Annotated in this window: 27 protein-coding genes and 1 other annotated feature; of the genes, 13 read left to right on the plus strand and 14 right to left on the minus strand. The window is 53.6% G+C overall.

What is annotated here, in order from left to right:
• Positions 1 to 299: 299 nt before the first annotated feature.
• The 3 genes from clpB to rluD all read right to left on the minus strand — a co-directional run bounded on the left by clpB (position 300) and on the right by rluD (position 4,712).
• Positions 300 to 2,873 (minus strand): ATP-dependent chaperone ClpB, encoded by a 2,574-nt coding sequence (clpB, locus tag ABFI50_RS03770; RefSeq protein WP_014884862.1) that lies wholly within the window; start codon positions 2,871 to 2,873, stop codon positions 300 to 302.
• A 130-nt stretch (positions 2,874 to 3,003) separates the two neighbouring features.
• Positions 3,004 to 3,735 carry a purine nucleoside phosphorylase YfiH gene (yfiH, locus tag ABFI50_RS03775; protein WP_045135202.1) on the minus strand — a complete coding sequence of 244 codons (732 nt, stop codon included), beginning with the start codon at positions 3,733 to 3,735 and terminating at the stop codon, positions 3,004 to 3,006.
• The gene (gene rluD, locus ABFI50_RS03780) at positions 3,732 to 4,712 is read right to left on the minus strand and encodes a 23S rRNA pseudouridine(1911/1915/1917) synthase RluD (protein ID WP_014884864.1); all 981 of its coding nucleotides are present in this window, start codon (positions 4,710 to 4,712) and stop codon (positions 3,732 to 3,734) included. Before rluD ends, yfiH begins: the two co-directional genes overlap by 4 nt.
• 131 nt (positions 4,713 to 4,843) lie before the next feature.
• Here rluD and bamD point away from each other — a divergent pair, with 131 nt between their 5' ends.
• The 4 genes from bamD to pheA all read left to right on the plus strand — a co-directional run bounded on the left by bamD (position 4,844) and on the right by pheA (position 7,610).
• Positions 4,844 to 5,581 carry an outer membrane protein assembly factor BamD gene (gene bamD / locus ABFI50_RS03785; RefSeq protein ID WP_014884865.1) on the plus strand — a complete coding sequence of 246 codons (738 nt, stop codon included), beginning with the start codon at positions 4,844 to 4,846 and terminating at the stop codon, positions 5,579 to 5,581.
• Between the two features lie 267 nt (positions 5,582 to 5,848).
• Positions 5,849 to 6,190 (plus strand): ribosome-associated translation inhibitor RaiA, encoded by a 342-nt coding sequence (gene raiA, locus ABFI50_RS03790; protein ID WP_014884866.1) that lies wholly within the window; start codon positions 5,849 to 5,851, stop codon positions 6,188 to 6,190.
• 103 nt (positions 6,191 to 6,293) lie between these two features.
• Positions 6,294 to 6,419: a sequence feature (Phe leader region), on the plus strand.
• The gene (gene pheL / locus ABFI50_RS03795; RefSeq protein ID WP_100249759.1) at positions 6,295 to 6,342 is read left to right on the plus strand and encodes a pheA operon leader peptide PheL; all 48 of its coding nucleotides are present in this window, start codon (positions 6,295 to 6,297) and stop codon (positions 6,340 to 6,342) included. It overlaps the preceding feature by 48 nt.
• A 30-nt stretch (positions 6,420 to 6,449) precedes the next feature.
• Complete coding sequence (gene pheA / locus ABFI50_RS03800; protein ID WP_047343624.1) at positions 6,450 to 7,610, plus strand: bifunctional chorismate mutase/prephenate dehydratase; 1,161 nt, start codon at positions 6,450 to 6,452, stop codon at positions 7,608 to 7,610.
• Here pheA and ABFI50_RS03805 read toward each other — a convergent pair.
• The 3 genes from ABFI50_RS03805 to aroF are packed head-to-tail and all read right to left on the minus strand — an operon-like array spanning position 7,607 to position 10,742.
• Positions 7,607 to 8,479 (minus strand): SMP-30/gluconolactonase/LRE family protein, encoded by an 873-nt coding sequence (locus ABFI50_RS03805; protein ID WP_087530272.1) that lies wholly within the window; start codon positions 8,477 to 8,479, stop codon positions 7,607 to 7,609. The genes pheA and ABFI50_RS03805 overlap by 4 nt on opposite strands.
• Positions 8,480 to 8,539: 60 nt before the next feature.
• Positions 8,540 to 9,661 (minus strand): bifunctional chorismate mutase/prephenate dehydrogenase, encoded by a 1,122-nt coding sequence (gene tyrA / locus ABFI50_RS03810; protein ID WP_023337646.1) that lies wholly within the window; start codon positions 9,659 to 9,661, stop codon positions 8,540 to 8,542.
• Positions 9,662 to 9,671: 10 nt separating this feature from the next.
• Positions 9,672 to 10,742 (minus strand): 3-deoxy-7-phosphoheptulonate synthase AroF, encoded by a 1,071-nt coding sequence (gene aroF / locus ABFI50_RS03815; protein ID WP_014884870.1) that lies wholly within the window; start codon positions 10,740 to 10,742, stop codon positions 9,672 to 9,674.
• A 214-nt stretch (positions 10,743 to 10,956) separates the two neighbouring features.
• On the opposite strand from aroF, the gene ABFI50_RS03820 reads away from it, so the two are divergent.
• The 4 genes from ABFI50_RS03820 to ABFI50_RS03835 all read left to right on the plus strand — a co-directional run bounded on the left by ABFI50_RS03820 (position 10,957) and on the right by ABFI50_RS03835 (position 13,732).
• A complete protein-coding gene (locus ABFI50_RS03820) occupies positions 10,957 to 11,331 on the plus strand; it encodes a DUF2799 domain-containing protein (RefSeq protein WP_050863234.1) in 375 nt (124 codons plus the stop codon).
• A gap of 201 nt (positions 11,332 to 11,532) precedes the next feature.
• Positions 11,533 to 12,021: a YfiR family protein gene (locus tag ABFI50_RS03825; protein ID WP_072169712.1), complete on the plus strand. Its 489-nt coding sequence runs from the start codon at positions 11,533 to 11,535 to the stop codon at positions 12,019 to 12,021.
• Complete coding sequence (gene dgcN / locus ABFI50_RS03830; RefSeq protein ID WP_014884873.1) at positions 12,014 to 13,234, plus strand: diguanylate cyclase DgcN; 1,221 nt, start codon at positions 12,014 to 12,016, stop codon at positions 13,232 to 13,234. Before ABFI50_RS03825 ends, dgcN begins: the two co-directional genes overlap by 8 nt.
• 12 nt (positions 13,235 to 13,246) lie before the next feature.
• On the plus strand, positions 13,247 to 13,732 hold the full coding sequence (locus tag ABFI50_RS03835; RefSeq protein WP_023331110.1) for an OmpA family protein: 486 nt from the start codon (positions 13,247 to 13,249) through the stop codon (positions 13,730 to 13,732).
• A 2-nt stretch (positions 13,733 to 13,734) separates the two neighbouring features.
• On the opposite strand, the gene ABFI50_RS03840 is transcribed toward ABFI50_RS03835, so the two are convergent.
• The 7 genes from ABFI50_RS03840 to ffh form a co-directional block, all read right to left on the minus strand.
• Entirely contained in the window at positions 13,735 to 15,105 is a 1,371-nt protein-coding gene (locus ABFI50_RS03840) for a PepSY-associated TM helix domain-containing protein (protein WP_058690866.1), read from the minus strand.
• Between the two features lie 38 nt (positions 15,106 to 15,143).
• On the minus strand, positions 15,144 to 15,548 hold the full coding sequence (locus tag ABFI50_RS03845) for a DUF2946 domain-containing protein (RefSeq protein ID WP_023337651.1): 405 nt from the start codon (positions 15,546 to 15,548) through the stop codon (positions 15,144 to 15,146).
• A gap of 132 nt (positions 15,549 to 15,680) precedes the next feature.
• Positions 15,681 to 16,028, minus strand: coding sequence for a 50S ribosomal protein L19 (gene rplS, locus ABFI50_RS03850; RefSeq protein WP_002914145.1), 348 nt, complete (start codon positions 16,026 to 16,028; stop codon positions 15,681 to 15,683).
• Positions 16,029 to 16,071: 43 nt separating this feature from the next.
• Positions 16,072 to 16,839, minus strand: coding sequence for a tRNA (guanosine(37)-N1)-methyltransferase TrmD (gene trmD, locus ABFI50_RS03855; RefSeq protein ID WP_014884877.1), 768 nt, complete (start codon positions 16,837 to 16,839; stop codon positions 16,072 to 16,074).
• Between the two features lie 31 nt (positions 16,840 to 16,870).
• A complete protein-coding gene (gene rimM, locus ABFI50_RS03860) occupies positions 16,871 to 17,410 on the minus strand; it encodes a ribosome maturation factor RimM (RefSeq protein WP_003863136.1) in 540 nt (179 codons plus the stop codon).
• Positions 17,411 to 17,425: 15 nt separating this feature from the next.
• Positions 17,426 to 17,674 carry a 30S ribosomal protein S16 gene (gene rpsP / locus ABFI50_RS03865; protein WP_003863133.1) on the minus strand — a complete coding sequence of 83 codons (249 nt, stop codon included), beginning with the start codon at positions 17,672 to 17,674 and terminating at the stop codon, positions 17,426 to 17,428.
• Between the two features lie 116 nt (positions 17,675 to 17,790).
• Complete coding sequence (ffh, locus tag ABFI50_RS03870; protein WP_014884878.1) at positions 17,791 to 19,152, minus strand: signal recognition particle protein; 1,362 nt, start codon at positions 19,150 to 19,152, stop codon at positions 17,791 to 17,793.
• A 166-nt stretch (positions 19,153 to 19,318) separates the two neighbouring features.
• Between ffh and ABFI50_RS03875 the strand changes: the two genes are divergently transcribed.
• Both ABFI50_RS03875 and ABFI50_RS03880 read left to right on the plus strand, forming a co-directional pair.
• On the plus strand, positions 19,319 to 20,110 hold the full coding sequence (locus ABFI50_RS03875; RefSeq protein WP_347485407.1) for an inner membrane protein YpjD: 792 nt from the start codon (positions 19,319 to 19,321) through the stop codon (positions 20,108 to 20,110).
• Positions 20,111 to 20,128: 18 nt separating this feature from the next.
• Positions 20,129 to 21,415: an HlyC/CorC family transporter gene (locus tag ABFI50_RS03880; RefSeq protein ID WP_032629440.1), complete on the plus strand. Its 1,287-nt coding sequence runs from the start codon at positions 20,129 to 20,131 to the stop codon at positions 21,413 to 21,415.
• 51 nt (positions 21,416 to 21,466) lie between these two features.
• On the opposite strand, the gene grpE is transcribed toward ABFI50_RS03880, so the two are convergent.
• Positions 21,467 to 22,060 (minus strand): nucleotide exchange factor GrpE, encoded by a 594-nt coding sequence (grpE, locus tag ABFI50_RS03885; protein ID WP_014884881.1) that lies wholly within the window; start codon positions 22,058 to 22,060, stop codon positions 21,467 to 21,469.
• Positions 22,061 to 22,182: 122 nt separating this feature from the next.
• Here grpE and nadK point away from each other — a divergent pair, with 122 nt between their 5' ends.
• The 3 genes from nadK (at position 22,183) to bamE (ending at position 25,285) form a co-directional block, all read left to right on the plus strand.
• Complete coding sequence (nadK, locus tag ABFI50_RS03890; RefSeq protein WP_008502500.1) at positions 22,183 to 23,061, plus strand: NAD(+) kinase; 879 nt, start codon at positions 22,183 to 22,185, stop codon at positions 23,059 to 23,061.
• Positions 23,062 to 23,146: 85 nt separating this feature from the next.
• Positions 23,147 to 24,808 (plus strand): DNA repair protein RecN, encoded by a 1,662-nt coding sequence (gene recN, locus ABFI50_RS03895; protein ID WP_087530266.1) that lies wholly within the window; start codon positions 23,147 to 23,149, stop codon positions 24,806 to 24,808.
• Positions 24,809 to 24,946: 138 nt separating this feature from the next.
• On the plus strand, positions 24,947 to 25,285 hold the full coding sequence (gene bamE / locus ABFI50_RS03900; protein WP_014884883.1) for an outer membrane protein assembly factor BamE: 339 nt from the start codon (positions 24,947 to 24,949) through the stop codon (positions 25,283 to 25,285).
• Positions 25,286 to 25,359 lie beyond the last annotated feature (74 nt).

The raw sequence follows: 25,359 nt of genomic DNA on the forward strand, positions 1-25,359 counted from the left end.
ATTGTTAAAGAGCAGTGCAACGCGGCTTTCGCTCACCGTTGCGAGGTGGCGTATATTACGCTTTCCTCTTTCAGAGTCAAGCGTTTATTTTGCTTTTCTCTGCTGACCCGGCGGCTTGTGTGCCGTTGTTCCGTGTCAGTGGAGGCGCATTATAGGGAGTAATTCCGAACCTGCAAGGATAAAGTGAAAATTATTTACTGACTGCTCACTTTCCAGGCAAAACACTTCCCAGACCTCAATTCTCGCCTGGTTTTTAAACAAAAACGAGCCGCAAGCGGCTCGTTTTTGCGTTTTGTGACTTACTGCACTGCCACAATGCGATCGTCGTTGGCTTCCAGACGGATAACTTTGCCCGGAATCAGCTCCCCGGACAGGATCTGCTGCGCCAGCGGGTTTTCGATCTGCTGCTGGATAGCACGTTTCAACGGACGCGCACCATACACCGGATCATAACCGTTCTCGCTCAACAATTTCAGCGCATCGTCAGAGATGTGAATTTCATATCCACGCTCTTCCAGACGTTTGTACAGACGCTGCAGCTGGATCTGCGCAATCGACGCAATGTGTTTCTCACCCAGAGGATGGAACACCACCACTTCATCAATACGGTTGATGAACTCTGGACGGAAGCTATGGCTGACAACCCCCATCACCAGATCCTTCATATGGCCGTAGTCCAGCTCACCGAAACGTTCCTGAATCAAATCAGAACCCAGGTTCGATGTCATAATGACGACCGTATTACGGAAGTCGACCGTTCTCCCCTGCCCGTCAGTCAGACGGCCATCATCCAGCACCTGAAGCAGAATGTTGAACACATCCGGGTGCGCTTTTTCCACCTCATCCAGCAGAATGACGGAATAAGGACGGCGACGCACCGCTTCTGTCAGATAGCCACCTTCTTCATAACCGACATATCCTGGAGGTGCCCCGACCAGACGCGAGACGGAGTGTTTTTCCATAAACTCGGACATGTCGATGCGCACCATCGCATCGTCGCTATCGAACATAAAGTTAGCCAGTGCTTTGCACAGCTCGGTCTTACCGACACCGGTCGGCCCCAGGAACAGGAACGAACCAATCGGGCGATTAGGATCGGACAGCCCCGCACGGCTACGGCGGATGGCATTGGAGACGGCCTCAACCGCCTCGTCCTGACCGATCACGCGCTGATGCAGATCCTGCTCCATACGCAGCAGTTTATCGCGTTCGCTTTCCATCATGCGCGCCACCGGAATACCGGTCCAGCGAGCCAGCACTTCCGCAATTTCTGCATCCGTCACTTTATTACGTAACAGACGCATGGTTTTGCCTTCCGACTGCGTGGCGATCTCAAGCTGTTTTTCCAGCTCAGGGATTTTGCCGTACTGCAACTCGGACATTCGCGCCAGATCGCCCACACGGCGAGCCTGTTCGATGGCAATTTTCGCCTGCTCAAGTTCCGCTTTAATGGTCTGCGTGCCAGACAGTGAAGCTTTCTCGGCTTTCCACTCTTCTTCCAGCTCAGAATACTGACGCTCTTTGTCGTCCAGTTCTTCGTTGAGCATATCGAGGCGTTTCTTACTGGCTTCATCAGACTCTTTCTTCAGCGCCTGCTGTTCCAGCTTGAGCTGAATGATACGACGGTCGAGCCTGTCCAGCTCTTCCGGTTTCGAGTCAATCTGCATACGAATGCTCGACGCCGCTTCATCAATCAGGTCGATCGCTTTATCCGGCAACTGACGGTCAGCAATATAACGGTGCGAAAGCGTCGCCGCCGCCACAATCGCCGGGTCGGTGATTTGCACATGGTGATGCAGCTCATAACGTTCTTTCAGACCACGCAAAATCGCGATGGTATCTTCAACGCTTGGCTCGGCAACAAACACTTTCTGGAAACGACGTTCCAGAGCAGCATCTTTCTCAATGTACTGGCGGTACTCATCCAGCGTCGTGGCGCCAACGCAATGCAGTTCACCACGTGCCAGGGCTGGTTTCAGCATGTTCCCGGCATCCATCGCGCCGTCGGCCTTACCGGCCCCCACCATGGTGTGCAGTTCGTCAATAAACAGAATGACGTTGCCTTCCTGTTTAGCCAGGTCGTTAAGCACACCTTTCAGACGCTCTTCAAACTCACCGCGGTATTTCGCCCCGGCCACCAGCGCCCCCATATCCAGTGCCAGCACGCGGCGACCTTTCAGCCCTTCCGGCACTTCACCGTTTACGATACGCTGCGCCAGCCCTTCAACAATGGCGGTTTTACCCACACCGGGCTCACCAATCAGAACCGGGTTGTTCTTGGTACGACGCTGCAATACCTGAATCGTACGGCGGATCTCTTCGTCACGGCCGATGACCGGGTCAAGTTTGCCCTGCTCAGCACGTTCGGTCAGATCGACCGTAAATTTCTTCAAAGCCTGACGTTGGTCTTCGGCTCCCTGATCGTTCACGCTTTCACCTCCGCGCATTTTCTCAATCGCCTGAGTCACATTGGCGGTGGTTGCACCGGCAGATTTCAGCAGGTCGGTTAAGGTACCGCGTGATTCAAGCGCCGCCAGAACAAACAGCTCTGACGAAATAAAGTTGTCCCCACGTTTTTGCGCCAGCTTGTCGCAAAGGTTCAGCACGCGCACCAGATCCTGAGACGGCTGAACATCACCGCCGGTACCTTCTACCTGCGGTAAACGGCTCAGTGCCTGATCGATAGCGGTGCGTAACTGGCCAGCATTAATGCCAGCAGACGTTAATAAAGGACGTACCGATCCCCCTTCCTGATTCAGCAAGGCGCTCATTAAATGAAGAGGTTCGATGAATTGGTTGTCGTGCCCCAGCGCGAGCGACTGGGCATCGGCAAGAGCAAGCTGGAATTTATTAGTAAGACGATCCAGACGCATAACTCCTCCCATAAACAGGTCAAATTTGCTACTGGAGATTAAATGAGGTCATCCCTCAATTATTCAAGGTTAATGATCTGAATTATGTGAAAAGAAAACGGCACGTTCCGGATCGTCTTGATTCTTTAGGTTATATCAGCCAAATAAAACTTGCCATACGACCCGTAGTCTTGTCGCGGCGATAAGAGAAAAAATCACCCTTTTCAGTGAAAGTACAGCGATCTCCGCCGAAGATCTGCGTGACACCGACGCTATTCAGGCGCTGACGGGCAAGCTGGTAAATATCTGCCAGATATTTTTCACCGGAAGGCTGAAAAGCCTCAGCGGCTTGCGGATCTTTTTCCATGAATGCTTCGCGAACTTCCGGCCCCACTTCAAAAGCACGAGGGCCAATCGCCGGGCCCAGCCAGGCCATGATATTGGCGGAATCATCGTTAAAGCAGGCGACGGTCTCTTCCAGCACGCCCTCACACAATCCACGCCAGCCTGCATGCGCGGCAGCCACTTCAGTACCTACCCGGTTACAGAACAAAACCGGCAGACAATCGGCGGTCATAACGGCACAAACCGTGCCCGGAGTATTGCTGTAAGAGGCGTCTGCGCGTTTAGAAGCGTAAGGTTCTCCCGTCAGCTTCAGCACCGCTTTACCATGAACCTGTTCCAGCCAGACCGGTTTCGAAGGCAGATTCCCCGCAGCAAACAGACGCCTGCGGTTCTCTTCTACATGATCCAGGTTATCGCCACAGTGTGCGCCGAGATTCAACGACTCCCACGCGCCCTGGCTGACTCCGCCAGTACGGGTTGAGCTGCAGGCGGCCACGCCTTCAGGTAGTGGCCACTCCGGGACAATCAGTTTGGTCATAACCAGTCCACGTGGTCCTTATGTTCTTCGAAATCAGCACGCATGGCGTCAATCAGTTCCACCATATCCTGTGGGAGAGGCGCATGCCACTCCATCTGAATACCGGTGATGGGGTGATAGAGACGCAGCATGGTCGCGTGCAGCGCCTGACGATCGAACTTGCGCAGTACGCTGATGAACTCATCCGATGCGCCTTTTGGCGGACGCGGACGACCGCCGTATACCTGATCCCCCACCAGCGGATGGGTAATGTGGGCCATATGAACACGGATCTGGTGCGTACGACCGGTTTCCAGGCGCAGGCGCAGGCGCGTATGAATACGGAAGTGCTCCATAATGCGATAGTGCGTCACCGCTGGTTTCCCCATCGGGTGCACCGACATATGAGTGCGTTTAGTCGGGTGACGGCTAATCGGTTCTTCTACCGTGCCGCCAGCGGTCATGTGGCCAATGGCTACCGCTTCGTATTCACGGGTAATTTCACGCAGCTGCAGTGATTCCACCAGACGGGTCTGAGCAGGAACGGTCTTTGCCACGACCATCAGACCTGTGGTGTCTTTATCCAGACGGTGAACGATACCCGCGCGCGGGACATCAGCAATCGGCGGATAGTAATGGAGAAGCGCATTAAGTACCGTACCGTCAGGGTTCCCCGCCCCCGGATGAACAACCAGGTCGCGCGGCTTGTTGATCACCAGAATGTCATCATCTTCATAGACGATGTCCAGTGGGATATCCTGCGGCTCGAAGCGGATTTCCTCTTCGATTTCAGCATTGATGGCAACAGCTTCCCCACCAAACACTTTCTCTTTTGGTTTGTCCCAGATCTTGCCGTTTACCAGCACGCGCTGGTCAAGGATCCATTCTTTTATGCGTGAACGCGAATAATCAGGGAACAATTCGGCCAAAGCCTGATCTAAGCGTTGACCGAGCTGATTTTCGGAGACTGTTGCGGTGAGTTCTACTCGTTGTGCCATAAACTGCTTCTTTGTTTAACGTTGGGTTTTACGGCTTTGCCGTTTAATATAGTGTGCTATTGTAGCTGGTCTTAATCGGGAGCAGGAACAGAGTTTCTCCCGGACAAACATTTGAGGAAAGTCAAAACGTCATGACGCGCATGAAATATCTGGTGGCAGCGGCCACGTTGAGCCTGGCTTTGGTGGGCTGCTCCGGTTCGAATGAACAGGTCCCTGACAATCCGCCGAATGAAATCTATGCGACTGCACAACAAAAGTTGCAGGACGGTAACTGGAAACAGGCGATAACGCAACTGGAAGCGTTGGATAATCGCTATCCATTTGGTCCGTATTCGCAGCAGGTACAATTAGATCTTATCTACGCCTACTACAAAAATGCCGACCTGCCGCTGGCTCAGGCAACTATCGATCGTTTCATGCGTCTGAATCCGACTCATCCTAACATCGATTACGTCATGTACATGCGCGGTCTGACCAACATGGCGCTGGATGACAGTGCTCTGCAGGGCTTCTTCGGCGTGGATCGTTCCGATCGTGATCCCCAGCATGCGCGTGATGCCTTCAATGACTTCTCCAAACTGGTGCGCGGCTATCCGAACAGTCAGTACGTGACCGACGCGACCAAACGTCTGGTGTTCCTGAAAGATCGCCTGGCGAAGTATGAATATTCCGTTGCGGAATACTATACCCGCCGTGGCGCATGGGTTGCCGTGGTTAACCGCGTAGAAGGTATGCTGCGTGATTACCCGGATACTCAGGCAACACGTGACGGCCTGAAGCTGATGGAAAATGCTTACCGTCAGATGCAGATGACCACTCAGGCTGAAAAAGTGGCGAAAATTATCGCCGCGAATAGCAGCAACACCTGATAGTGCTTCAATGCAAAACGGCAGCCCTAAGGCTGCCGTTTTTGTATCTATTTCTGATATTCGCTGAAGCGCTTTATCTCAACTCATCCCGTCAACTATGACCGCAATTTTTGCCTTCCACAAGGTAAATCTCACCTCTTCCTGCCCTGCCTCACAAAAAAGATTCCCTGACAAAAACCGACAAAATAACGTGATCTAAATCACACATTTTGACATTAGGTCGGGTATGCTGGAATCACCAAGACGGAAAGACAAGAGGTAAAATTTATGACAATGAACATTACCAGTAAACAAATGGAAATTACTCCGGCAATTCGCCAGCACGTCGCAGACCGTCTCGCCAAACTGGATAAATGGCAAACTCACCTGATTAACCCGCATATCATTCTGTCTAAGGAGCCACAGGGTTTCATCGCTGACGCAACTATCAATACTCCAAACGGCCATCTGGTCGCCAGCGCAAAACATGAAGATATGTACACGGCTATTAACGATTTGATCAACAAGCTGGAACGGCAGCTCAATAAAGTGCAACACAAAGGTGAAGCCCGTCGCGCCGCATCCTCGGTGAAAGACGCCAGCTTCGCGGAAGAAGTTGAAGAAGAGTAATCCTTTAAATTGAGTGTACCGCCAACGCGCCTTCGGGCGCGTTTTTTATTGACAGGGTGAAAACAGTACAGGTACTTTAACGATATCAATCACAGGATGATGTTATGAAACTTACGCCGTTCTTCTTCGCATTCTTTTTTACCTTCCCCTGACCGGGAGGCGTTTCGTCGTGTGATAAAGAATGCGAAGACGAACAACAAGGCCTCCCACACCGGGGGGCCTTTTTTATTGATAACGATAAAATGAGACAGGCGACACTATGACACCGGAAAACCCGTTACTGGACCTGCGCGTAAAAATCAGCGCGCTGGATGAGAAATTACTGGCACTGCTGGCCGAACGTCGCATGCTCGCCGTTGAAGTAGGGAAAGCCAAACTGGACTCCCATCGTCCGGTACGTGATATTGACCGCGAACGCGATCTGCTGGAACGTCTGATCCAGCTCGGCAAAGTGCACCACCTCGATGCCCATTACATCACCCGGTTGTTCCAGCTCATCATTGAAGACTCCGTTCTCACTCAGCAAGCGCTGCTCCAGCAGCATCTGAACAAAACTAACCCGCATTCTGCGCGTATCGCCTTCCTCGGCCCGAAAGGCTCTTACTCTCACCTGGCCGCACGTCAGTATGCCGCTCGCCATTTCGAAGAATTTATTGAGAGCGGCTGCGCAAAATTTGCCGATATCTTTAACCAGGTCGAGACCGGCCAGGCGGATTACGCCGTCGTGCCCATTGAAAACACCAGCTCGGGTGCCATCAACGACGTTTACGATTTGCTGCAGCACACCAGCCTGTCGCTGGTTGGCGAGCTGACGATCCCTATCGATCACTGCGTGCTGGTCTCCGGCTCAACCGATCTGAGCAAGATAGAAACCGTCTACAGTCATCCCCAGCCGTTCCAGCAGTGCAGCCAGTTCCTGAACCGCTATCCGAACTGGAAAATCGAGTACACCGAAAGCACCTCCGCGGCAATGGAAAAAGTGGCGCAGGCTAACTCGCCAGCCGTCGCTGCACTCGGTAGCGAGGCGGGTGGCGCGTTGTATGGCTTACAGGTGCTGGAGCGCAACCTGGCAAACCAGACGCAAAATATTACCCGTTTCGTGGTGCTGGCGCGCAAGTCCATCAATGTGTCAGACCAGGTGCCAGCGAAAACCACGCTGCTGATGGCGACCGGACAACAGGCGGGTGCACTGGTTGAAGCCCTGCTGGTGCTGCGCAACCACAACCTGATCATGACCAAACTGGAATCGCGTCCAATTCACGGTAACCCGTGGGAAGAGATGTTTTATCTCGATATCCAGGCCAACCTGGAGTCTGCCTCCATGCAGAAGGCCCTGCGTGAACTGGGTGAGATAACCCGTTCCATGAAAGTGCTGGGCTGCTATCCGAGCGAAAACGTCGTGCCTGTCGATCCAAGCTAACGTTCGATAAAGCGACTTTTCTTCATCCCTGCCACAGTTACGGGCAGGGTGAAGATGGCGCCGGAGAGCGGATACTCAGCCACCTCTTCTGCATCCATATTTTCCCGCGTGGTCGTAATGAACAGCGTTTTCATATCATCGCCGCCAAAGCAGACCATCGTCGGGCAACGTACAGGCAAGCGATACTCTTCCAGCTGCTCCCCTTGCGGTGAAAAACGTGCGATACGCCAGCCGTCAAACAGTGCGCTCCAGTAGCAGCCTTCCACATCGACTGCCGCGCCGTCCGGTATCCCTTCGCTCTCTTTAAACTGACAAAAGATCTCACGTCTGCCGGGTTCACCCTGCTCATCAACCGGAGTGCGATAGATCACGCCATTGGGCGTATCGGAGGTATACATCCACCGCTTATCCGGACTAAACGCTAAGCCGTTATGCCCGTGAATATCACACTGGATCACTTTCGGTGTCAGATCGTTGTCGATACGCATCAGCAGCGCGCCGTTGTAATCCCCCGGCCCCCAGAACGTGCCCGCATAAAAGCGTCCCAGGTGATCGGTACCCCCATCATTAAAACGCGCGAGCTGCGGGTTAGAGGGGTTATCACACACCTTGCGCTGCAGGAGGCCATGCTTATCGGCAAGCCAGATGCCATTGCGCATGGCCACGATAAACCCGCCGCGTTCACGCAACGCAAAACAGCCCACTTCCTCATGGAAAGAGAGCACGGTGTGTTCTGCCGTTGGCAGATGATATCGGTGGATTTCGCCTTCCAGGATATCGGCCCAGTAGAGCGCATGCTCTTCAGCGCTCCATGTCGGACATTCAGGCAGGTGCCCGGTGTAATTCAATAGCAGCTGCGGTTCAGCCATGACAGTTCCCCAAAATGAAAAAAGCCAGCAATGCTGGCTTTCAGTATATACATCATCGGATTACTGGCGACTGTCATTTGCCTGGCGCAACAGCGTGCGGCTTTCGCTCTGGAAACGCGTGGCGTAATCACCGAACCAATGCTCCACTTTACGGAAACTGTCGATAAACGCCTGCTTGTCGCCATGCTCCAGCAGCGTAATGGCTTCGCCAAAGCGCTGATAATAACGTTTGATCAGTGCCAGATTATTTTCGGACGACATAATAATGTCGGCGTAAAGCTGGGGATCCTGCGCAAACAGACGGCCAACCATCGCCAGTTCCAGACGATAGATCGGTGATGAGAGCGCCAGCAGCTGTTCAAGCTGCACGTTCTCTTCCGCCAGATGCAGACCGTAGGCAAAGGTCGCAAAGTGGCGCAGTGCCTGAATAAACGCCATGTTCTGATCGTGCTCAACCGCGCTGATGCGGTGCAGTCGTGCGCCCCATACCTGAATCTGTTCGAGGAACCACTGATAGGCTTCCGGCTGACGCCCGTCGCAGTAAACCACCACTTGCTTCGCCAGGCTGCCGCTGTCCGGGCCAAACATCGGGTGCAGACCCAGTACCGGGCCCGTATGCGCGGCCAGCATTGCCTGCAGCGGACCATTTTTGACAGAAGCAAGGTCCACCAGGATGCAATCCTGCGGTAAAGGCGGAAGTTTTCCGATGATCTGCTCCGTCACGTGGATCGGCACGCTGACGATAACCATTCCCGCGTCTTTCATCAGTTCTGGCGCCTGGGCCCAGTCCTCTTTCTCCAGAATGCGCACCTGGTAGCCAGAAAGCGTCAGCATTTTTTCAAACAGACGCCCCATCTGCCCGCCGCCGCCGACAATCACCACCGGACGCAGGGACGGACAGAGGGTTTTGAAGCCTTTGTCGTTTTCGCTGGAATAGGATTCGCGCATTACGCGACGCAGCACATCTTCAATCAAATCCGGCGAAACACCCAGCGACTGGGCCTCTTTACGACGGGAAGCCAGCATTGAGGCTTCGCGCTCCGGAACGTAAATCGGCAGGCCGTATTTACTTTTTACTTCACCGACTTCAGCAACCAGTGCCATACGGCGCGCCAGCAGATCCAGCAGCGCCTTGTCCACTTCATCAATTTGATCGCGTAATGCGGTCAATTCAGCAACCATAGCTAACCTCTTAAGCCAGACGCGTCGCCAACTGGCCATTTAAATCTTTATGGATCTCACGCAGCAGCGCATCGGTGGTTTCCCAGCTGATGCAGGCATCCGTCACGGAGACGCCGTGCTTCATCGCACTTCGCGGTTGTTCAGATGACTGATTACCTTCATGAATGTTGCTCTCAATCATCAGACCGATAATCGAACGGTTGCCGTCTTTGATCTGTGCGACCACGGATTCGGCAACCGCGGGCTGGCGACGATAATCTTTATTCGAATTACCATGACTGCAATCTACCATCAGTGCCGGGCGCAGTCCCGCCTGCTCCATCTCTTTTTCACACTGCGCCACATCTGCCGGGCTGTAGTTTGGCGCTTTACCGCCGCGCAGGATCACATGACCGTCCGGGTTACCCTGAGTTTGCAGGAGGCACACCTGGCCCGCCTGGTTGATACCCACAAAACGGTGCGGCATTGCGGCGGCGCGCATAGCGTTGATCGCCGTCGCCAGACTGCCATCGGTACCGTTTTTAAAACCAACCGGCATCGACAGACCAGACGCCATCTCGCGGTGGGTTTGCGATTCCGTCGTCCGCGCACCAATCGCAGACCAGCTGAACAGATCGCCCAGGTATTGCGGGCTGTTCGGATCAAGCGCTTCGGTTGCCAGCGGCAGCCCCATGCTAACCAGCTCCACCAGCAGGCGACGCGCAATCTTCAGCCCTGCTTCCACATCAAACGAGCCATCCATGTGCGGATCGTTAATCAACCCTTTCCAGCCAACGGTCGTGCGTGGCTTCTCAAAATAGACGCGCATCACCAGATAGAGGCTATCGCTGACCTCCTCCGCTAATGCTTTAAATCGATGAGCGTACTCAATGGCGGTTTCAGGATCGTGAATAGAGCAAGGACCACAGACCACCAGCAGGCGCGGATCGCGACCAGCGATAATGTCAGAAATGGTCTGGCGAGAGTGCTCAATTTGAGCCTCCTGCGCGGCACTCAGCGGGAATGCTGCTTTCAGTTGATCCGGGGTAATTAAAACCTGTTCGTCAGTGATATGTACGTTGTTCAGCGCGTCTTTTTGCATGATGGCGATCCTGTAATGCTCGTTTGCGATAGTTGTTATCCTCGATGAGGTGAAGCAACGATACCACAACAAGTAAAGATTTCAATCCAAAATCCGTAAATATTACTTTACATAAGCTAATTATTAGCAAAAAACAGCCGTTAAATACGTAAACTTTAAATTACACTCCGCTTTTCTTCCGCCAGGCTATGCTGAAGAAAAAAGGAGAATCGCTATGCGCTCAATTGCTCTGGTGCTGTTGTTGCTGTTTTTATCGGGCTGCCAGATTAATCCTTACACTTTTCAGCCCCACTGGACGAGTCCGGACTGGTTCAGTGCAGGAAAAGAAGACGCCATGAATGGCCTGGTGGTTAAAGATAACCAGACCCTGGCCGATAGTTTTAATGACCCTGATGTTGATCGTAGCGAATATCTCCGCGGCTACGCTGATGGTCAGAAGAAAGTGTGCGAAGAAGGTTTTATTCATGCCTGGGGATTAGCGGGCAAATCTTATCCAGCCAGTTGTGATAGCGTTGAAAATGCTGTGAAACTCCGTGCGTCATGGCAAAAAGGAATGGACGAAAGTATGCGTTCCAGCAGACTTAATTAAGTCTGTGTTTATCCCCTGGAAAATAAACCACTGTAGGATTTAGCTTAGGTCAGCCGAAGGCTATTTCTGACATAATGACGGCTCAGACAAACAATGGTATTCTGCCCGCATCTCTTAAGGACATCTATTTCCGGAGCGGTACGGCGGATTCTGGTGAGAAATTCATACTTGATCTCTTTGTTCCGACTCACTCTGGTGTTAATGCTGTTTCTTATGGTGGGCCCGGCGACGGCAGGCGCGCTCACGGAGACGGATAAATCGGTACGTTCGATTGTCTCGGGGATTGTGAGCTATACGCGATGGCCGTCACTTTCCGGACAGCCCAGGCTTTGCATTTATGCCACCTCTCACTACACGCACGCACTCAGCGGCAATGAAGGGCATACCGAGTTACCCTACACTCCCGTTATTGTCCGTAACGATCGGGAAGCCCTGGACGCGACGTGCGATGCTGTTTATTTCGGGTCTGAACCGCCGGCAAAACAACTTGAATTAATAAGTCAATATCAGGGCAGAGCATTGCTATTAATCTCAGAGCAAAATCCGGAATGTGTTATTGGCAGTGCTTTTTGCCTGATAATCGAACGTGGCCAGGTGCGGTTTTCCGTCAATCTGGATGCATTGACGCGCAGTGGTGTCAGGGTCAATCCCGATGTATTAATGCTTGCACGGAATAAGCAGCATGGATAAAGATTTCACCTCGACGCCACGTCCAACGTTTAAAAGAACGCTGAGGCGAAACAGCATGATAAGCGTCATCATCACGATGACGCTTATATGGCTGTTACTCTGTTTTGCTTCCGTCGTGACGTTAAAACAATACGCGCAAAAGAATCTCGAATTAACCGGCGCCACCATGAGCCACAGTCTTGAAGCCTCTCTGGTTTTCAACGATTCGTTGGCCGCCAACGAAACCCTCGCAGCCCTGGGTAAGCAGGGGCAGTTTGCCGTAGCAGAAGTCATTAACGTACACAAAAAGCGTTTTGCATACTGGTCCTGGAATCCGAAGGATAATAACGACACGCTGGGGGCGCTGGTCAGCCGCTGGCTTTTCCCTGTACCGATTGCACAGCCAATCATGCATAACGGTTCGATGATCGGCGAAATTCGCCTTACCGCGCGTGACAGTCTGATTAGCCACTTCATCTGGATGTCGTTTGCCGTTCTTACCGGCTGTATTCTTTTTGCTACCGTCGTCGCGATCGCCATTACCCACTCTCTGCATCACGGTATGGTCACGGCCCTGCAAAATATCACCGATGTGGTGCATGACGTCCGCACAAACCGTAATTTCTCCCGACGGGTGAAAGATGGGCGTATCGAAGAATTTCACCAGTTTGGTGAAGACTTCAACAGCCTCCTGGATGAGATGGAGGAGTGGCAGCTTAAGCTTCAGGCGAAAAATGCCCAACTATTGCGTACCGCCATGCACGATCCGCTCACCGGCCTTGCTAACCGCGCAGCGTTTCGTAACAGCATTGCGGCACTGATGAACGACCCTTCGGCGAGAATAAATTCGGCCCTGCTCTTCCTTGATGGTGATAATTTTAAGTTTATCAATGACACCTGGGGACACGCGGCAGGAGACTGCGTGCTGATTGAAGTCGCCAGCAGGATGGTGGAATTTGGCGATAAGCGCCATCAGTCCTATCGCCTTGGCGGTGACGAATTTGCCATGGTGCTGTACGGCGTTCATTCTGAGCTTGAAGTTCAACACATTTGTGCTGCGTTATCGCAGCAGTTTATCCGTCCGTTTGATCTGCATAACGGACAAAAAGCATCGATGTCACTCAGCATTGGCTTTGCTCTGGCGTGGGAAAATGCGTCCGTTGAAGCATTACTGGAAAAAGCCGACCGCAATATGTACCAGGTCAAAAACCAGCGTACAAAAACAATAAGTTAGAAAGGATATACTATGTTAAAACGATACTTCGCGCCGTTAGTCCTGGCCTCACTGGTTCTGGCAGGCTGTCAGTCGCCGCCTGAAGGTAAATTCACGCCAGAACAAATTGCAGCGATGAAGTCCTACGGTTTTAACGAACTGAACGGCGACTGGTCCCTGGGATTATCGGATACCATTCTGTTTGATAAAAATGACGCCAGACTTCGTTCCGAAAGTGAAACACAGATCCAATCCATGGCCTCTCGTCTGGCGAAAACCGGCCTGAATCACGCTCGAATGGATGGTCATACGGATAATTACGGCGAAGAAAGTTACAACGAAGCGCTGTCGTTAAAACGTGCCAATGCCGTTGCCGACGCATGGGCGAAGGGAGCGAATATCCCGCGCGAGAATCTCACCACCCGGGGATTAGGCAAAAAATACCCGATTGCGAGCAACAGTACCGCGCAAGGGCGCGCTGAAAACCGCCGGGTATCAGTGGTTATCAGCACGCCATAGGGTTATTTAGCGGATGATTCGGCGAGCGACACGCCTGTTGCCGCTCGCCAGCGTAGCCAGTCGATCAGAATAAACAGCGCCAGACTCACCCCCATCACAGGCAAAGCCAGCCCCAATAGCACGCTGATGATGAGCGTAACACCTCTTCCCCATCCTGACAGCGCCAGCCAGCACTGACAAAGCGTTTGTACCGGATTGACTGCCGATTGTGCCGGGCGACGCATCCACCACATCCGGTACCCCCAGATGATAAGCACGCACAGGGCAAGCCCGAAGGCAACGAGCAGCAGCTGATTCACCAGCCCGAATAAAATCCCCATATGGAAATCTACGCCCCAGCGGGTCAGTTTTGCCATTAGCGGGAAATCCTCAAAACGGGTTCTGTCCAGAACCTGCATCGTACCGGGATCAACCGCAACCGCATCCACCTGAGTTGGCCAGCTGCGATCGATTTCCGTCACGGTCCAGGCACGGTCCGCCGTTTTCGCCGGGCGGATCTCAAGCTTGCTGGCATCAATCCCCGCTTTACGCGCCGCGTTTAATACGCCATCAAATTGCGTCAGGTCCATCGCCATTTCAGGCATCATCATGCCAGCATGGTGACCGCGATGCTCCGCGTGTTCGTCCATCATGGCAGGCGCACCTGAAAGCGTGGTGTTCACCTGAGGCGTAAGCCAGTTCATTTGTGCCCGGAGTTTATCGACGTTTCCGCCCGCCCACTGCGACCACGTCAGGCCGGTTGCGGAGAACAACAGCATTCCGCCCAGCAGGATCCAGCCTAATACCACATGCACACGACGACGGTTCTGGAAGCGGTTGTTAATTCGCCGTTTCGGTCGGGTATAAAACCACAGGGCAATACCGCCCAATCCGGCAACCCACATCCACGACGCGGCCAGTTCACTATAGAGACGCCCGATATCACCCAGCATCAAAGAGGTATGCAAATAATCAATGGTCTGGCGCAGCGGTAAAATCCCGCTGGTGCCGTACACCGTCATATCCCCCAGCACCGCCAGATTTACCGGATCGACAAAGATAGCCCGGTTTTCCGATGGCCCCAGCGTCGGGTCAGCAAACATCACGCGGGTGGTTTCGCCTTCAACCAGCCCCGGACGAACGGCGTGCAAACGCAAATCTGAGCCCACGATTTTTTCCGCCACGGCAATTTGGTTCGCCAGCGGCTGCGGCTCGCCCGCGGAATCGGTGTGGAGCGCGTGCCGATAGAGGACATTTTCCAGCTGTGGCGTCGCCACATACAGCGTACCGGTTAACGCAGCGAAGAAGATAAACGGGCCAACAAACAGCCCGATGTAGAAATGGAGGCGACGCAGCAGGTTTCCCCATGCCGCGCGCGGTGTGCAGGTAGTCATACTTTTCCTTTTTAAGGCAAAAAGTTATCGATATTTTTTTAAAGGGAGAAAGCAGACTGCCGCGGCGGCGCGCGGGTATCGGGGTAAAGCCAGGGGAAAAAGTGCCAGTGGCTGACCGCCTGACGCGGCGGCTTAAGGCGAAGCCGTTGCAGCACCACGCAGAGCAGGACGATCAGCGCCAGCATCATGCCAGGTACATGCGCTAACAGCACGCAGTAACCGCACGCTTCCGCATGGTCGACAGGCATCGTATGAGGCGTATCGCCATGATGCGCGTCCATCGACATCATGCTCATGTCATGATGCATGCCCGGCATGGCACTCATGGGATCTTTCTGCAAGGAGACGGAGATAAGCGGCGCTACCACGATCAGCAGGATCGCAAACAGCGCGGTCAAGGCCGCTGCGCGTTTCCAGTTGTGCTGATGCAGTACGTTGCCCACTTTCCCTCCATTCAAGAGGCAAGCATTGTAAATGATTTATGACAAAAGGGTTAATGCGAGAGGTGCGATGCGATAAAAAAAGGGCCGGCCTTTCGGCCAGCCCTTTCTAACAGGATGTCGCTTAAGCGAATCTTAGTTCAGACGCTCTTTAATACGAGCAGACTTACCAGTACGCTCACGCAGGTAGTACAGTTTAGCTTTACGTACAGCACCACGACGTTTAACAGCAATGCTGTCAACTACCGGAGAGTGAGTCTGGAAGACACGCTCAACGCCTTCGCCGTTGGAAATTTTACGAACAGTGAATGCAGAGTGCAGACCGCGGTTACGAATAGCGATAACCACGCCCTCGAATGCCTGCAGACGTTTTTTGGAACCTTCAACAACCCATACTTTCACTTCCACGGTGTCACCTGGACGGAAGGAAGGTACGTCCTGCTTCATCTGCTCTTGTTCAAGTTGCTTAATAATGTTGCTCATAATTTAATCTCTTATCCTGGGTAAACTGATATTCGGGAGCGTATTACGCCTTCCCATCATGTTCATGCTGCTGGTTCGCGTGTTCAGTTTTGAACTCGGCCAGCAACTTTGCTTGCTCTTCAGTCAGAGCCAGGTTTTCCAGAAGTTCAGGTCTTCTAAGCCAGGTTCGGCCCAGCGACTGCTTCAAACGCCAGCGACGTATCTCGGCATGGTTTCCAGACAGTAACACCGCCGGGACTTCCATCCCTTCTAACACTTCAGGACGAGTATAGTGTGGGCAGTCCAGCAACCCATCGGCAAAGGAATCTTCCGTTGCCGAAGCTTCATGGCCCAGTACACCCGGAATGAACCGGGCAACGGAGTCAATCAGCGTCATCGCTGGTAACTCACCACCGCTGAGAACGTAATCGCCGATAGACCATTCTTCGTCAATCTCGGTTTGAATTACGCGCTCATCTATCCCTTCGTAGCGACCACAGACCAGAATCAGCTTTTGATTCGTCGCCAGTTCGCTCACGCCCGCTTGATCAAGCTTGCGTCCCTGAGGTGACAGATAAATCACCTTTGCGCCTTCACCTGCCGCGGCTTTTGCTGTGTGAATGGCATCCCGCAAGGGTTGTACCATCATCAACATCCCCGGTCCGCCGCCGTAAGGACGATCGTCCACGGTACGGTGCCGGTCATGCGTGAAGTCACGAGGACTCCAGCTCTGGATGCTCAGCAGGCCATTCTTTACTGCCCGGCCAGTTACCCCGTAATCGGTAATCGCGCGGAACATTTCAGGAAACAGGCTAATTATGCCAATCCACATAGCGCCGTCTTTTACCGTTTATCCGGAGAATTTAAAAACCAGGATCCCAATCTACTTCAATGGTTTGAGTAGTGAGATCGACTTTCTTGATAACCTGTCCATCGAGGAACGGGACCAACCGCTCCTTGATGCCAAATGCATCTTTCAGGTTTGCCTTAATGACGAGAACGTCATTTGACCCGGTTTCCATCATATCGATGACTTTTCCCAGGCTGTAGCCTTCGGTAGTGACTACCTGGCAACCCATAAGGTCTTTCCAGTAGTAGTCGCCCTCTTCCAGCTGCGGCAACTGCGACGAATCCACGACAATTTCACAATTAGTCAGCGCATTCGCGGCATCACGATCGTCAATGCCTTTCAGCTTGATGATGATGTCCTGATTGTGGTGACGCCAGCTTTCCAGCTCGACCTCTTCCCACTTACCGGCTTTCTGGATAAACCAGGGCTGGTAATCAAAAATGCTATCAGCGTCTTCAGTGGAGGAAAACACTCTGAGCCAACCACGGATACCGTAGCAAGAACCCATTTTTCCCAATACGATCGGTTCAACAGGTGCTTTATTGCTCATCATGACCACCGTGACAGATTAAGCTGCTTTGTTTGCTGCTTTGATCAGCGTAGCAACGCGATCGGAAACAGTAGCGCCCTGGCCAACCCAGTGAGCGATACGATCCAGATCCAGACGAGTTTCTTCTTCTGCGCCAGCGGCCAGTGGGTTGAAGAAACCAACGCGCTCGATGAAGCGACCGTTGCGTGCATTACGGCTGTCAGTGACAACAACCTGGTAGAACGGACGCTTTTTAGCGCCGTGACGAGCTAAACGAATAGTTACCATAACATCCTCTTGTGTGAATAAAACAACCGGGCCCCATCGAGGAACGGAGCCCGGGTGTCATATTAAAAGCCCGAAAATTTTACTCATTTTCGGGCAAAAAGCAATCTCAAAAGCGATTATCGCCCAGGAAAGCCGGGTGGCATCATGCCTTTCATCCCGCGCATCATCTTCGCCATGCCGCCTTTCTTCATTTTCTTCATCATGCGCTGCATGTCGTCGAACTGTTTCAGAAGGCGGTTAACGTCCTGCACCTGCATGCCGCAACCGGCTGCGATACGGCGTTTACGGGAACCTTTGATGATGTCCGGGTTAGCGCGTTCTTTCAACGTCATCGAGTTGATGATCGCCTCCATACGCACCAGCACTTTGTCATCCATCTGCGCTTTCACGTTGTCTGGGATCTGCCCCATGCCCGGCAGTTTGCCCATCAGGCTGGCCATGCCGCCCATGTTTTTCATCTGGCGCAACTGCTCAAGGAAGTCGGTCAGATCGAAACCGTCGCCTTTTTTCAGCTTGCTGGCGAGTTTTTCCGCCTGCGCACGGTCAACCTTGCTCTCGATATCTTCAATCAGCGACAGCACGTCGCCCATGCCGAGGATACGGGAGGCAATACGATCCGGGTGGAACGGCTCCAGCGCTTCGGTTTTCTCGCCCACGCCAAGGAATTTAATCGGCTTACCGGTGATGTGGCGAATCGAGAGCGCCGCACCGCCGCGGGCGTCGCCGTCCACTTTGGTCAGCACCACGCCGGTTAACGGCAGCGCTTCGTTAAACGCTTTCGCGGTATTCGCCGCATCCTGACCGGTCATGGCGTCGACAACAAACAGGGTCTCTACCGGGTTGATAGAGGCATGCACCTGCTTGATCTCATCCATCATCGCTTCGTCAACGTGCAGACGACCGGCGGTATCCACCAGCAGCACGTCGTAGAATTTCAGCTTCGCCTCTTTCAGCGCGGCGTTAACGATGTCGACAGGCTTCTGGGCCACGTCTGACGGGAAGAAATCCACACCAACCTGCTCGGCCAGGGTTTCCAGCTGTTTGATCGCCGCCGGGCGATAGACGTCCGCAGAGACCACCAGCACTTTCTTCTTGTGCTTCTCACGCAGGAATTTACCCAGCTTACCGACGCTGGTCGTTTTACCCGCCCCCTGCAGGCCCGCCATCAGCACCACGGCCGGTGGCTGAGCCGCCAGGTTAAGCACCTGGTTCTCTTCGCCCATCGCCGAAACCAGTTCGTTACGAACGATTTTGACGAACTCCTGACCCGGGGTCAGGCTCTTGTTAACTTCATGACCAACCGCCTTCTCTTTAACGCGGTTGATAAAATCACGAACAACCGGCAACGCGACGTCTGCTTCCAGCAGCGCCATGCGCACTTCGCGCAGCGTTTCCTTGATGTTCTCTTCAGTAAGGCGTCCGCGGCCGCTGATGTTGCGCAGCGTGCGCGACAAACGATCGGTTAAATTATCAAACATTGTCTCTCGCCTGAGTAGAAACGTTGGGCCGCATTGAGCGACACATACACAGAATTTTGCCGGAGTATAACATGAAGGCGTCTTTGTTGTTATGCAACGGTTGGAGCAGGCGTCACGTAACGTTATACTGCTTCTCTTTCTTATTAAGACAACTGTCGATGCCTATATGCCTGTTTTCGCACTGATCGCCCTTGTTGCCTACTCTGTCAGCCTCGCGCTGATCGTTCCCGGACTGCTGCAAAAAAACAGCGGCTGGCGGCGCATGGCTATTCTTTCCGCGGTGATCGCACTGATAAGCCACGCGTTTGCGCTGGAATCACGTATCATCCCCGGCGACGGCAGCGTGCAAAACCTGAGCGTCCTCAACGTCGGCTCGCTGGTCAGTTTGATGATCTGTACGGTAATGACCATCGTGGCGTCTAAAAATCGCGGCTGGCTGCTGCTACCGATTGTTTATACCTTCGCGCTGATCAATCTGGCCTTAGCCACCTTTATGCCCAATGAATTCATTACGCATCTGGAAGCGACCCCGGGGATGCTGGTGCATATCGGCCTGTCGCTGTTTGCCTACGCGACGTTAATCATCGCGGCGCTTTACGCCATGCAGCTCGCCTGGATTGACTACCAGTTGAAAAACAAAAAGCTGGCGTTTAACCATGAAATGCCGCCGCTGATGGTCATTGAGCGTAAGATGTTCCACATCACCCAGGTCGGGGTGGTGCTGCTGACGCTCACGCTCTGCACAGGCCTGTTCTACATGAAGAACCTGTTCAGCGTGGAGAATATCGATAAAGCGGTGCTCTCCATCATCGCGTGGTTTGTCTATATTGCCCTGTTATGGGGCCATTATCATGAAGGCTGGCGCGGTCGCCGCGTGGTCTGGTTCAACGTCGCGGGGGCGGGCATTCTCACCCTTGCCTATTTTGGCAGCCGCTTCATACAGCAATTTGCTGGCTAAGAAACAAAGGAGTTCCCCCTGGAACACATCTCTACCACCACGCTGATCGTTATCCTGATCGTCATGGTGGTCATCTCCGCCTATTTCTCCGGCTCGGAAACCGGCATGATGACCCTAAACCGCTACCGGTTACGTCATCGTGCCAAACAGGGTAACCGTGCCGCACGTCGCGTTGAAAAACTGCTCCGCAAGCCGGATCAACTGATAAGCCTGGTGCTCATCGGTAACAACCTCGTCAATATTCTTGCCTCTGCTCTGGGCACCATCGTCGGTATGCGCCTGTACGGCAACGCCGGGGTCGCTATCGCCACCGGTGTGCTGACGTTTGTGGTACTGGTGTTTGCTGAAGTGCTGCCTAAGACCATCGCCGCGCTTTACCCGGAGAAAGTCGCCTACCCGAGCAGCTTCCTGCTGGCGCCGCTGCAAATCCTGATGATGCCGCTGGTCTGGTTGCTGAATATGGTGACGCGCGTACTGATGCGGATGGTGGGCATCAAAGCCGATGTCACCATCAGCAGCGCGCTCAGCAAAGAGGAACTGCGCACCATCGTGCACGAATCCCGCACGCAGATTTCCCGGCGCAATCAGGACATGCTCCTGTCGGTGCTGGATCTGGAAAAAGTGAGCGTGAACGACATCATGGTGCCGCGGAACGAAATCGTCGGCATTGATATCAATGACGACTGGAAAGCCATCGTCCGCCAGCTGACGCACTCCCCGCACGGGCGCATCGTGCTCTATCGCGACTCGCTGGATGACGCCATCAGCATGCTGCGCGTGCGTGAAGCGTATCGTCTGATGACCGAGAAAAAAGAGTTCACCAAAGAGGTTATGCTGCGCGCCGCCGACGAAATTTACTATGTGCCGGAAGGAACACCGCTCAGCACGCAGCTGGTTAAATTCCAGCGCAACAAGAAAAAAGTCGGCCTGGTCGTCAATGAATACGGCGACATTCAGGGACTGGTGACGGTCGAAGATATTCTGGAAGAGATAGTCGGCGACTTTACTACGTCAATGTCGCCTTCTCTCGCGGAAGAGGTCACCCCGCAAAACGACGGTTCAGTGCTGATTGACGGGAGCGCGAACATTCGCGAACTCAATAAAGCCTTTAACTGGCATTTGCCGGAAGATGAAGCGCGTACGATTAACGGGATGATTCTGGAAGCGCTGGAGGAGATCCCGGCGGCAGGCACGCGGGTGCGCATTGAGCAGTACGATATTGATATCCTGGACGTGCAGGACAATATGATTAAGCAGGTGAAGGTTCTGCCCGTCACGCCGCTTCGGGAGAGTATTGCCGAATAAAATGTAGGCCGGGTAAGGCGAACGCCGCCACCCGGCACTACAGGTAGCAAATTACGCTTTCGCTTTCGCCACGGTCACCATCGCAGCGCGAATGGTACGGCCGTTCAGGGTATACCCTTTCTGCATCACGCCCAGCACTTTACCGGCTTCAATCTCTTCAGATTCGACCATCGCAATCGCCTGGTGGACGTTTGGATCCAGCGGAACGTTGGTATCGGCAATTACTTCCACGCCAAACTTACGCACCACGTCGAGCATGGATTTCAGCGTCAGTTCGATACCTTCGATCATCGCCGCATTGTCCGGGTTCGCTTTATCAGCCACTTCCAGGGCGCGATCGAGGCTATCAATCACCGGCAGCAGTTCGTTGACGAATTTCTCCAGCGCGAATTTATGCGCCTTCTCAACGTCCTGCTCGGTACGACGACGCAGGTTTTCCATTTCCGCCTTAATGCGCAGAACACTTTCGCGTTCGCGATTCTGTGCTTCTACCAGTTGGGCTTCCAGATTCGCAATTTTTTCATCGCGCGGGTCCACCTGCTCAGCAGATGCGTCTGGCTCTACTGCCTCAACTTCATCGTGCTGTTCCGTGATAATTTCTTCAGGGGCTTGCCCCTCAGGCGTTTTCTGTTCTTTACTACTCATGAATTTCTCCGCGTTTTTCTGCATTCATCTCGCTAACTTCGCTTATTATGGGGATCAGTTTCCTGGATTCAAGGGAACAAGAGAGATTGTCATCATTCATCAGGCACAAGGACCTCCAGAAAATGAATAATCATTTCAGGTGTATTGGGATCGTCGGGCATCCGCGTCACCCTACCGCATTGACGACACATGAAATGTTGTATCGCTGGTTGTGTAGCAAAGGCTATGAAGTGATGGTCGAGCAGCAGATTGCGCAGGAGCTGCAGCTCAAGAGCGTCAAAACCGGCACGCTGGCAGAGATTGGTCAACAGGCCGATCTCGCCGTGGTGGTGGGCGGTGACGGAAACATGCTCGGTGCCGCACGCACGCTGGCGCGCTATGACATCAAGGTTATCGGCATCAACCGAGGCAATCTCGGCTTTTTAACCGATCTCGATCCGGACAACGCGCAACAGCAACTGGCTGACGTGCTGGAAGGTCACTATATCAGCGAAAAGCGCTTCTTACTGGAAGCGCAGGTGTGCCAGCAGGACTGCCAGAAGCGCATCAGCACCGCGATTAACGAGGTCGTACTTCACCCCGGTAAAGTGGCGCATATGATTGAGTTCGAAGTCTATATCGACGAAATCTTTGCCTTCTCGCAGCGCTCTGACGGGCTGATTATCTCCACTCCAACCGGCTCAACCGCCTACTCACTTTCTGCGGGTGGCCCCATTCTGACGCCCTCGCTGGATGCCATTACCCTGGTGCCAATGTTCCCGCACACGCTCTCCGCCCGCCCGTTGGTCATCAACGGTGACAGCACGATACGTCTGCGCTTCTCGCACCGCCGTAACGACCTGGAGATCAGCTGCGACAGCCAGATTGCGCTGCCTATCCAGGAAGGTGAAGATGTTCTCATTCGCCGATGCGATTACCACCTGAACCTGATTCACCCGAAAGATTACAGCTATTTCAACACATTAAGCTCGAAGCTCGGCTGGTCAAAAAAATTGTTCTGATTTTACATCCAGGACTTTACTGTATAAAAAACCAGTTTATACTGTATGAAAACACAGTCATGGTTTTTCATACAGGAAAGCAATTATGCTGGCACAACTGACCATCAGCAACTTTGCCATAGTTCGTGAGCTTGAGATCGATTTCCACAGCGGCATGACGGCGATCACCGGGGAAACCGGTGCGGGTAAATCCATTGCCATTGATGCCCTCGGCTTGTGCCTTGGCGGCCGCGCCGAGGGAGACATGGTGCGCAGGGGCGCAAACCGCGCCGACCTGTGCGCCCGCTTCTCCCTGAAAGACACGCCTGCCGCCCAGCGCTGGCTCGAACAGAACCAGCTTGAAGATGGGCGTGAGTGTTTACTTCGCCGCGTGATCAGCAGCGACGGCCGTACCCGTGGTTTTATCAACGGCACGGCGGTCCCCCTCTCTCAGCTTCGCGAACTCGGCCAGCTGCTTATTCAGATCCACGGTCAGCACGCGCATCAGCAGTTAGTCAAACCAGAACAGCAGAAAGCATTGCTTGATGGCTATGCGGGTGAGTACGCGCTTACTCAGCTCATGGCAGAACACTACCGTCTGTGGCATCAGAGCTGCCGGGAGCTGGCTCAGCATCAGCAGCAAAGCCAGGAGCGCGCCGCGCGTGCGGAGCTGCTGGCGTACCAGCTTAAGGAGCTGAACGAATTCAATCCGCAGGCGGGTGAGTTTGAGCAAATCGACGAGGAGTACAAGCGCCTCGCCAACAGTGGCCACCTGCTCTCAACCAGCCAGAATGCGCTCAATATGCTCGCTGATGGCGAAGACGCGAACCTGCAGAGCCAGCTCTATAGCGTTCGTCAGCTGATCACCGAGCTGGCTGGCATGGACAGCAAACTCTCTGGCGTACTGGATATGCTGGAAGAGGCCGCGATTCAAATCTCAGAAGCCAGTGACGAACTGCGCCACTACTGTGAGCGTCTGGATCTCGACCCGAACCGTCTGTTTGAACTGGAACAGCGCATCTCCCGTCAGATCGCCCTGGCGCGTAAGCACCATGTTACGCCGGAAGAGCTCCCGGGCTACTATCAGGCTCTGCTGGAAGAGCAGCAGCAGCTTGACGATCAGGCTGACTCGCAGGAAACCCTTTCTCTGGCGGTGAACCTGCATCATGAACAGGCGCTGGCCACAGCGCAAAAGCTGCATGAAATCCGTCAGCATTACGCTCAGGAACTCAGCCAGCACATCACCGACAGCATGCATACGCTGGCAATGCCGCACGGTGTATTCACCATTGATGTTCGCTTTGAAGAGCATCACCTGACGGCGGAAGGTGCGGATCGCATTGAGTTCCGTGTCACCACCAACCCAGGCCAACCACTACAGGCTATCTCCAAAGTCGCCTCCGGCGGCGAGCTGTCGCGTATTGCGCTGGCGATTCAGGTTATTACCGCGCGTAAAATGGAAACCCCGGCGCTGATTTTCGATGAGGTGGATGTCGGGATCAGCGGTCCAACGGCGGCGGTTGTCGGCAAACTGCTGCGTCAGTTAGGCGAATCAACGCAGGTGATGTGCGTCACTCACCTGCCGCAGGTTGCGGGCTGTGGTCATCATCACTTTATTGTCAGCAAAGAAACCGATGGCGAAATGACGGAAACGCACATGATGCCCCTCGATAAACGTGCGCGTCTGCAGGAGCTGGCACGCCTGCTCGGCGGTAGTGAAGTCACGCGTAATACGCTCGCGAACGCGAAAGAACTGCTGGCGGCATAAACTTTTTCGGGATCTCAGGGTCATAGAGAACAACAAAAACGCCGCCAGACCGGTTTCAAAGTGGGGCAAGGTCTATTATCATCGGCATATTACATATGAGCCGCGTTCTGCTCGGGCCCGAAAAGGAATCAAATCACTATGCGTTGTAAAATGCTGACCGCTGCCGCAGCGGTTCTTCTGATGTTGACCGCAGGCTGTTCCACTCTGGAGAAAGTGGTTTACCGTCCTGACATCAACCAGGGGAACTACCTTACCCCTAACGATGTGTCCAAAATCCGTGTGGGGATGACACAACAGCAGGTCGCTTATGCACTGGGAACCCCGATGATGTCCGATCCGTTCGGCACTAACACCTGGTTCTATGTATTCCGTCAGCAGCCAGGCCACGAAGATGTGACCCAGCAGACCCTGACGCTGACTTTCAGCAGCGCCGGTGTGTTGACAAACATCGACAACAAACCTGCCCTGACCAAATAATCAGGCGTCAGAAATGCAAAAAGGTGCTCAATGAGCACCTTTTTTGTTTTCTGTTGATCCCCTCGCCCCTCTGG

The sequence above is a fragment of the Enterobacter sp. HNDS-6 genome (assembly GCF_039850505.1).
GTDB lineage: Bacteria > Pseudomonadota > Gammaproteobacteria > Enterobacterales > Enterobacteriaceae > Enterobacter > Enterobacter kobei.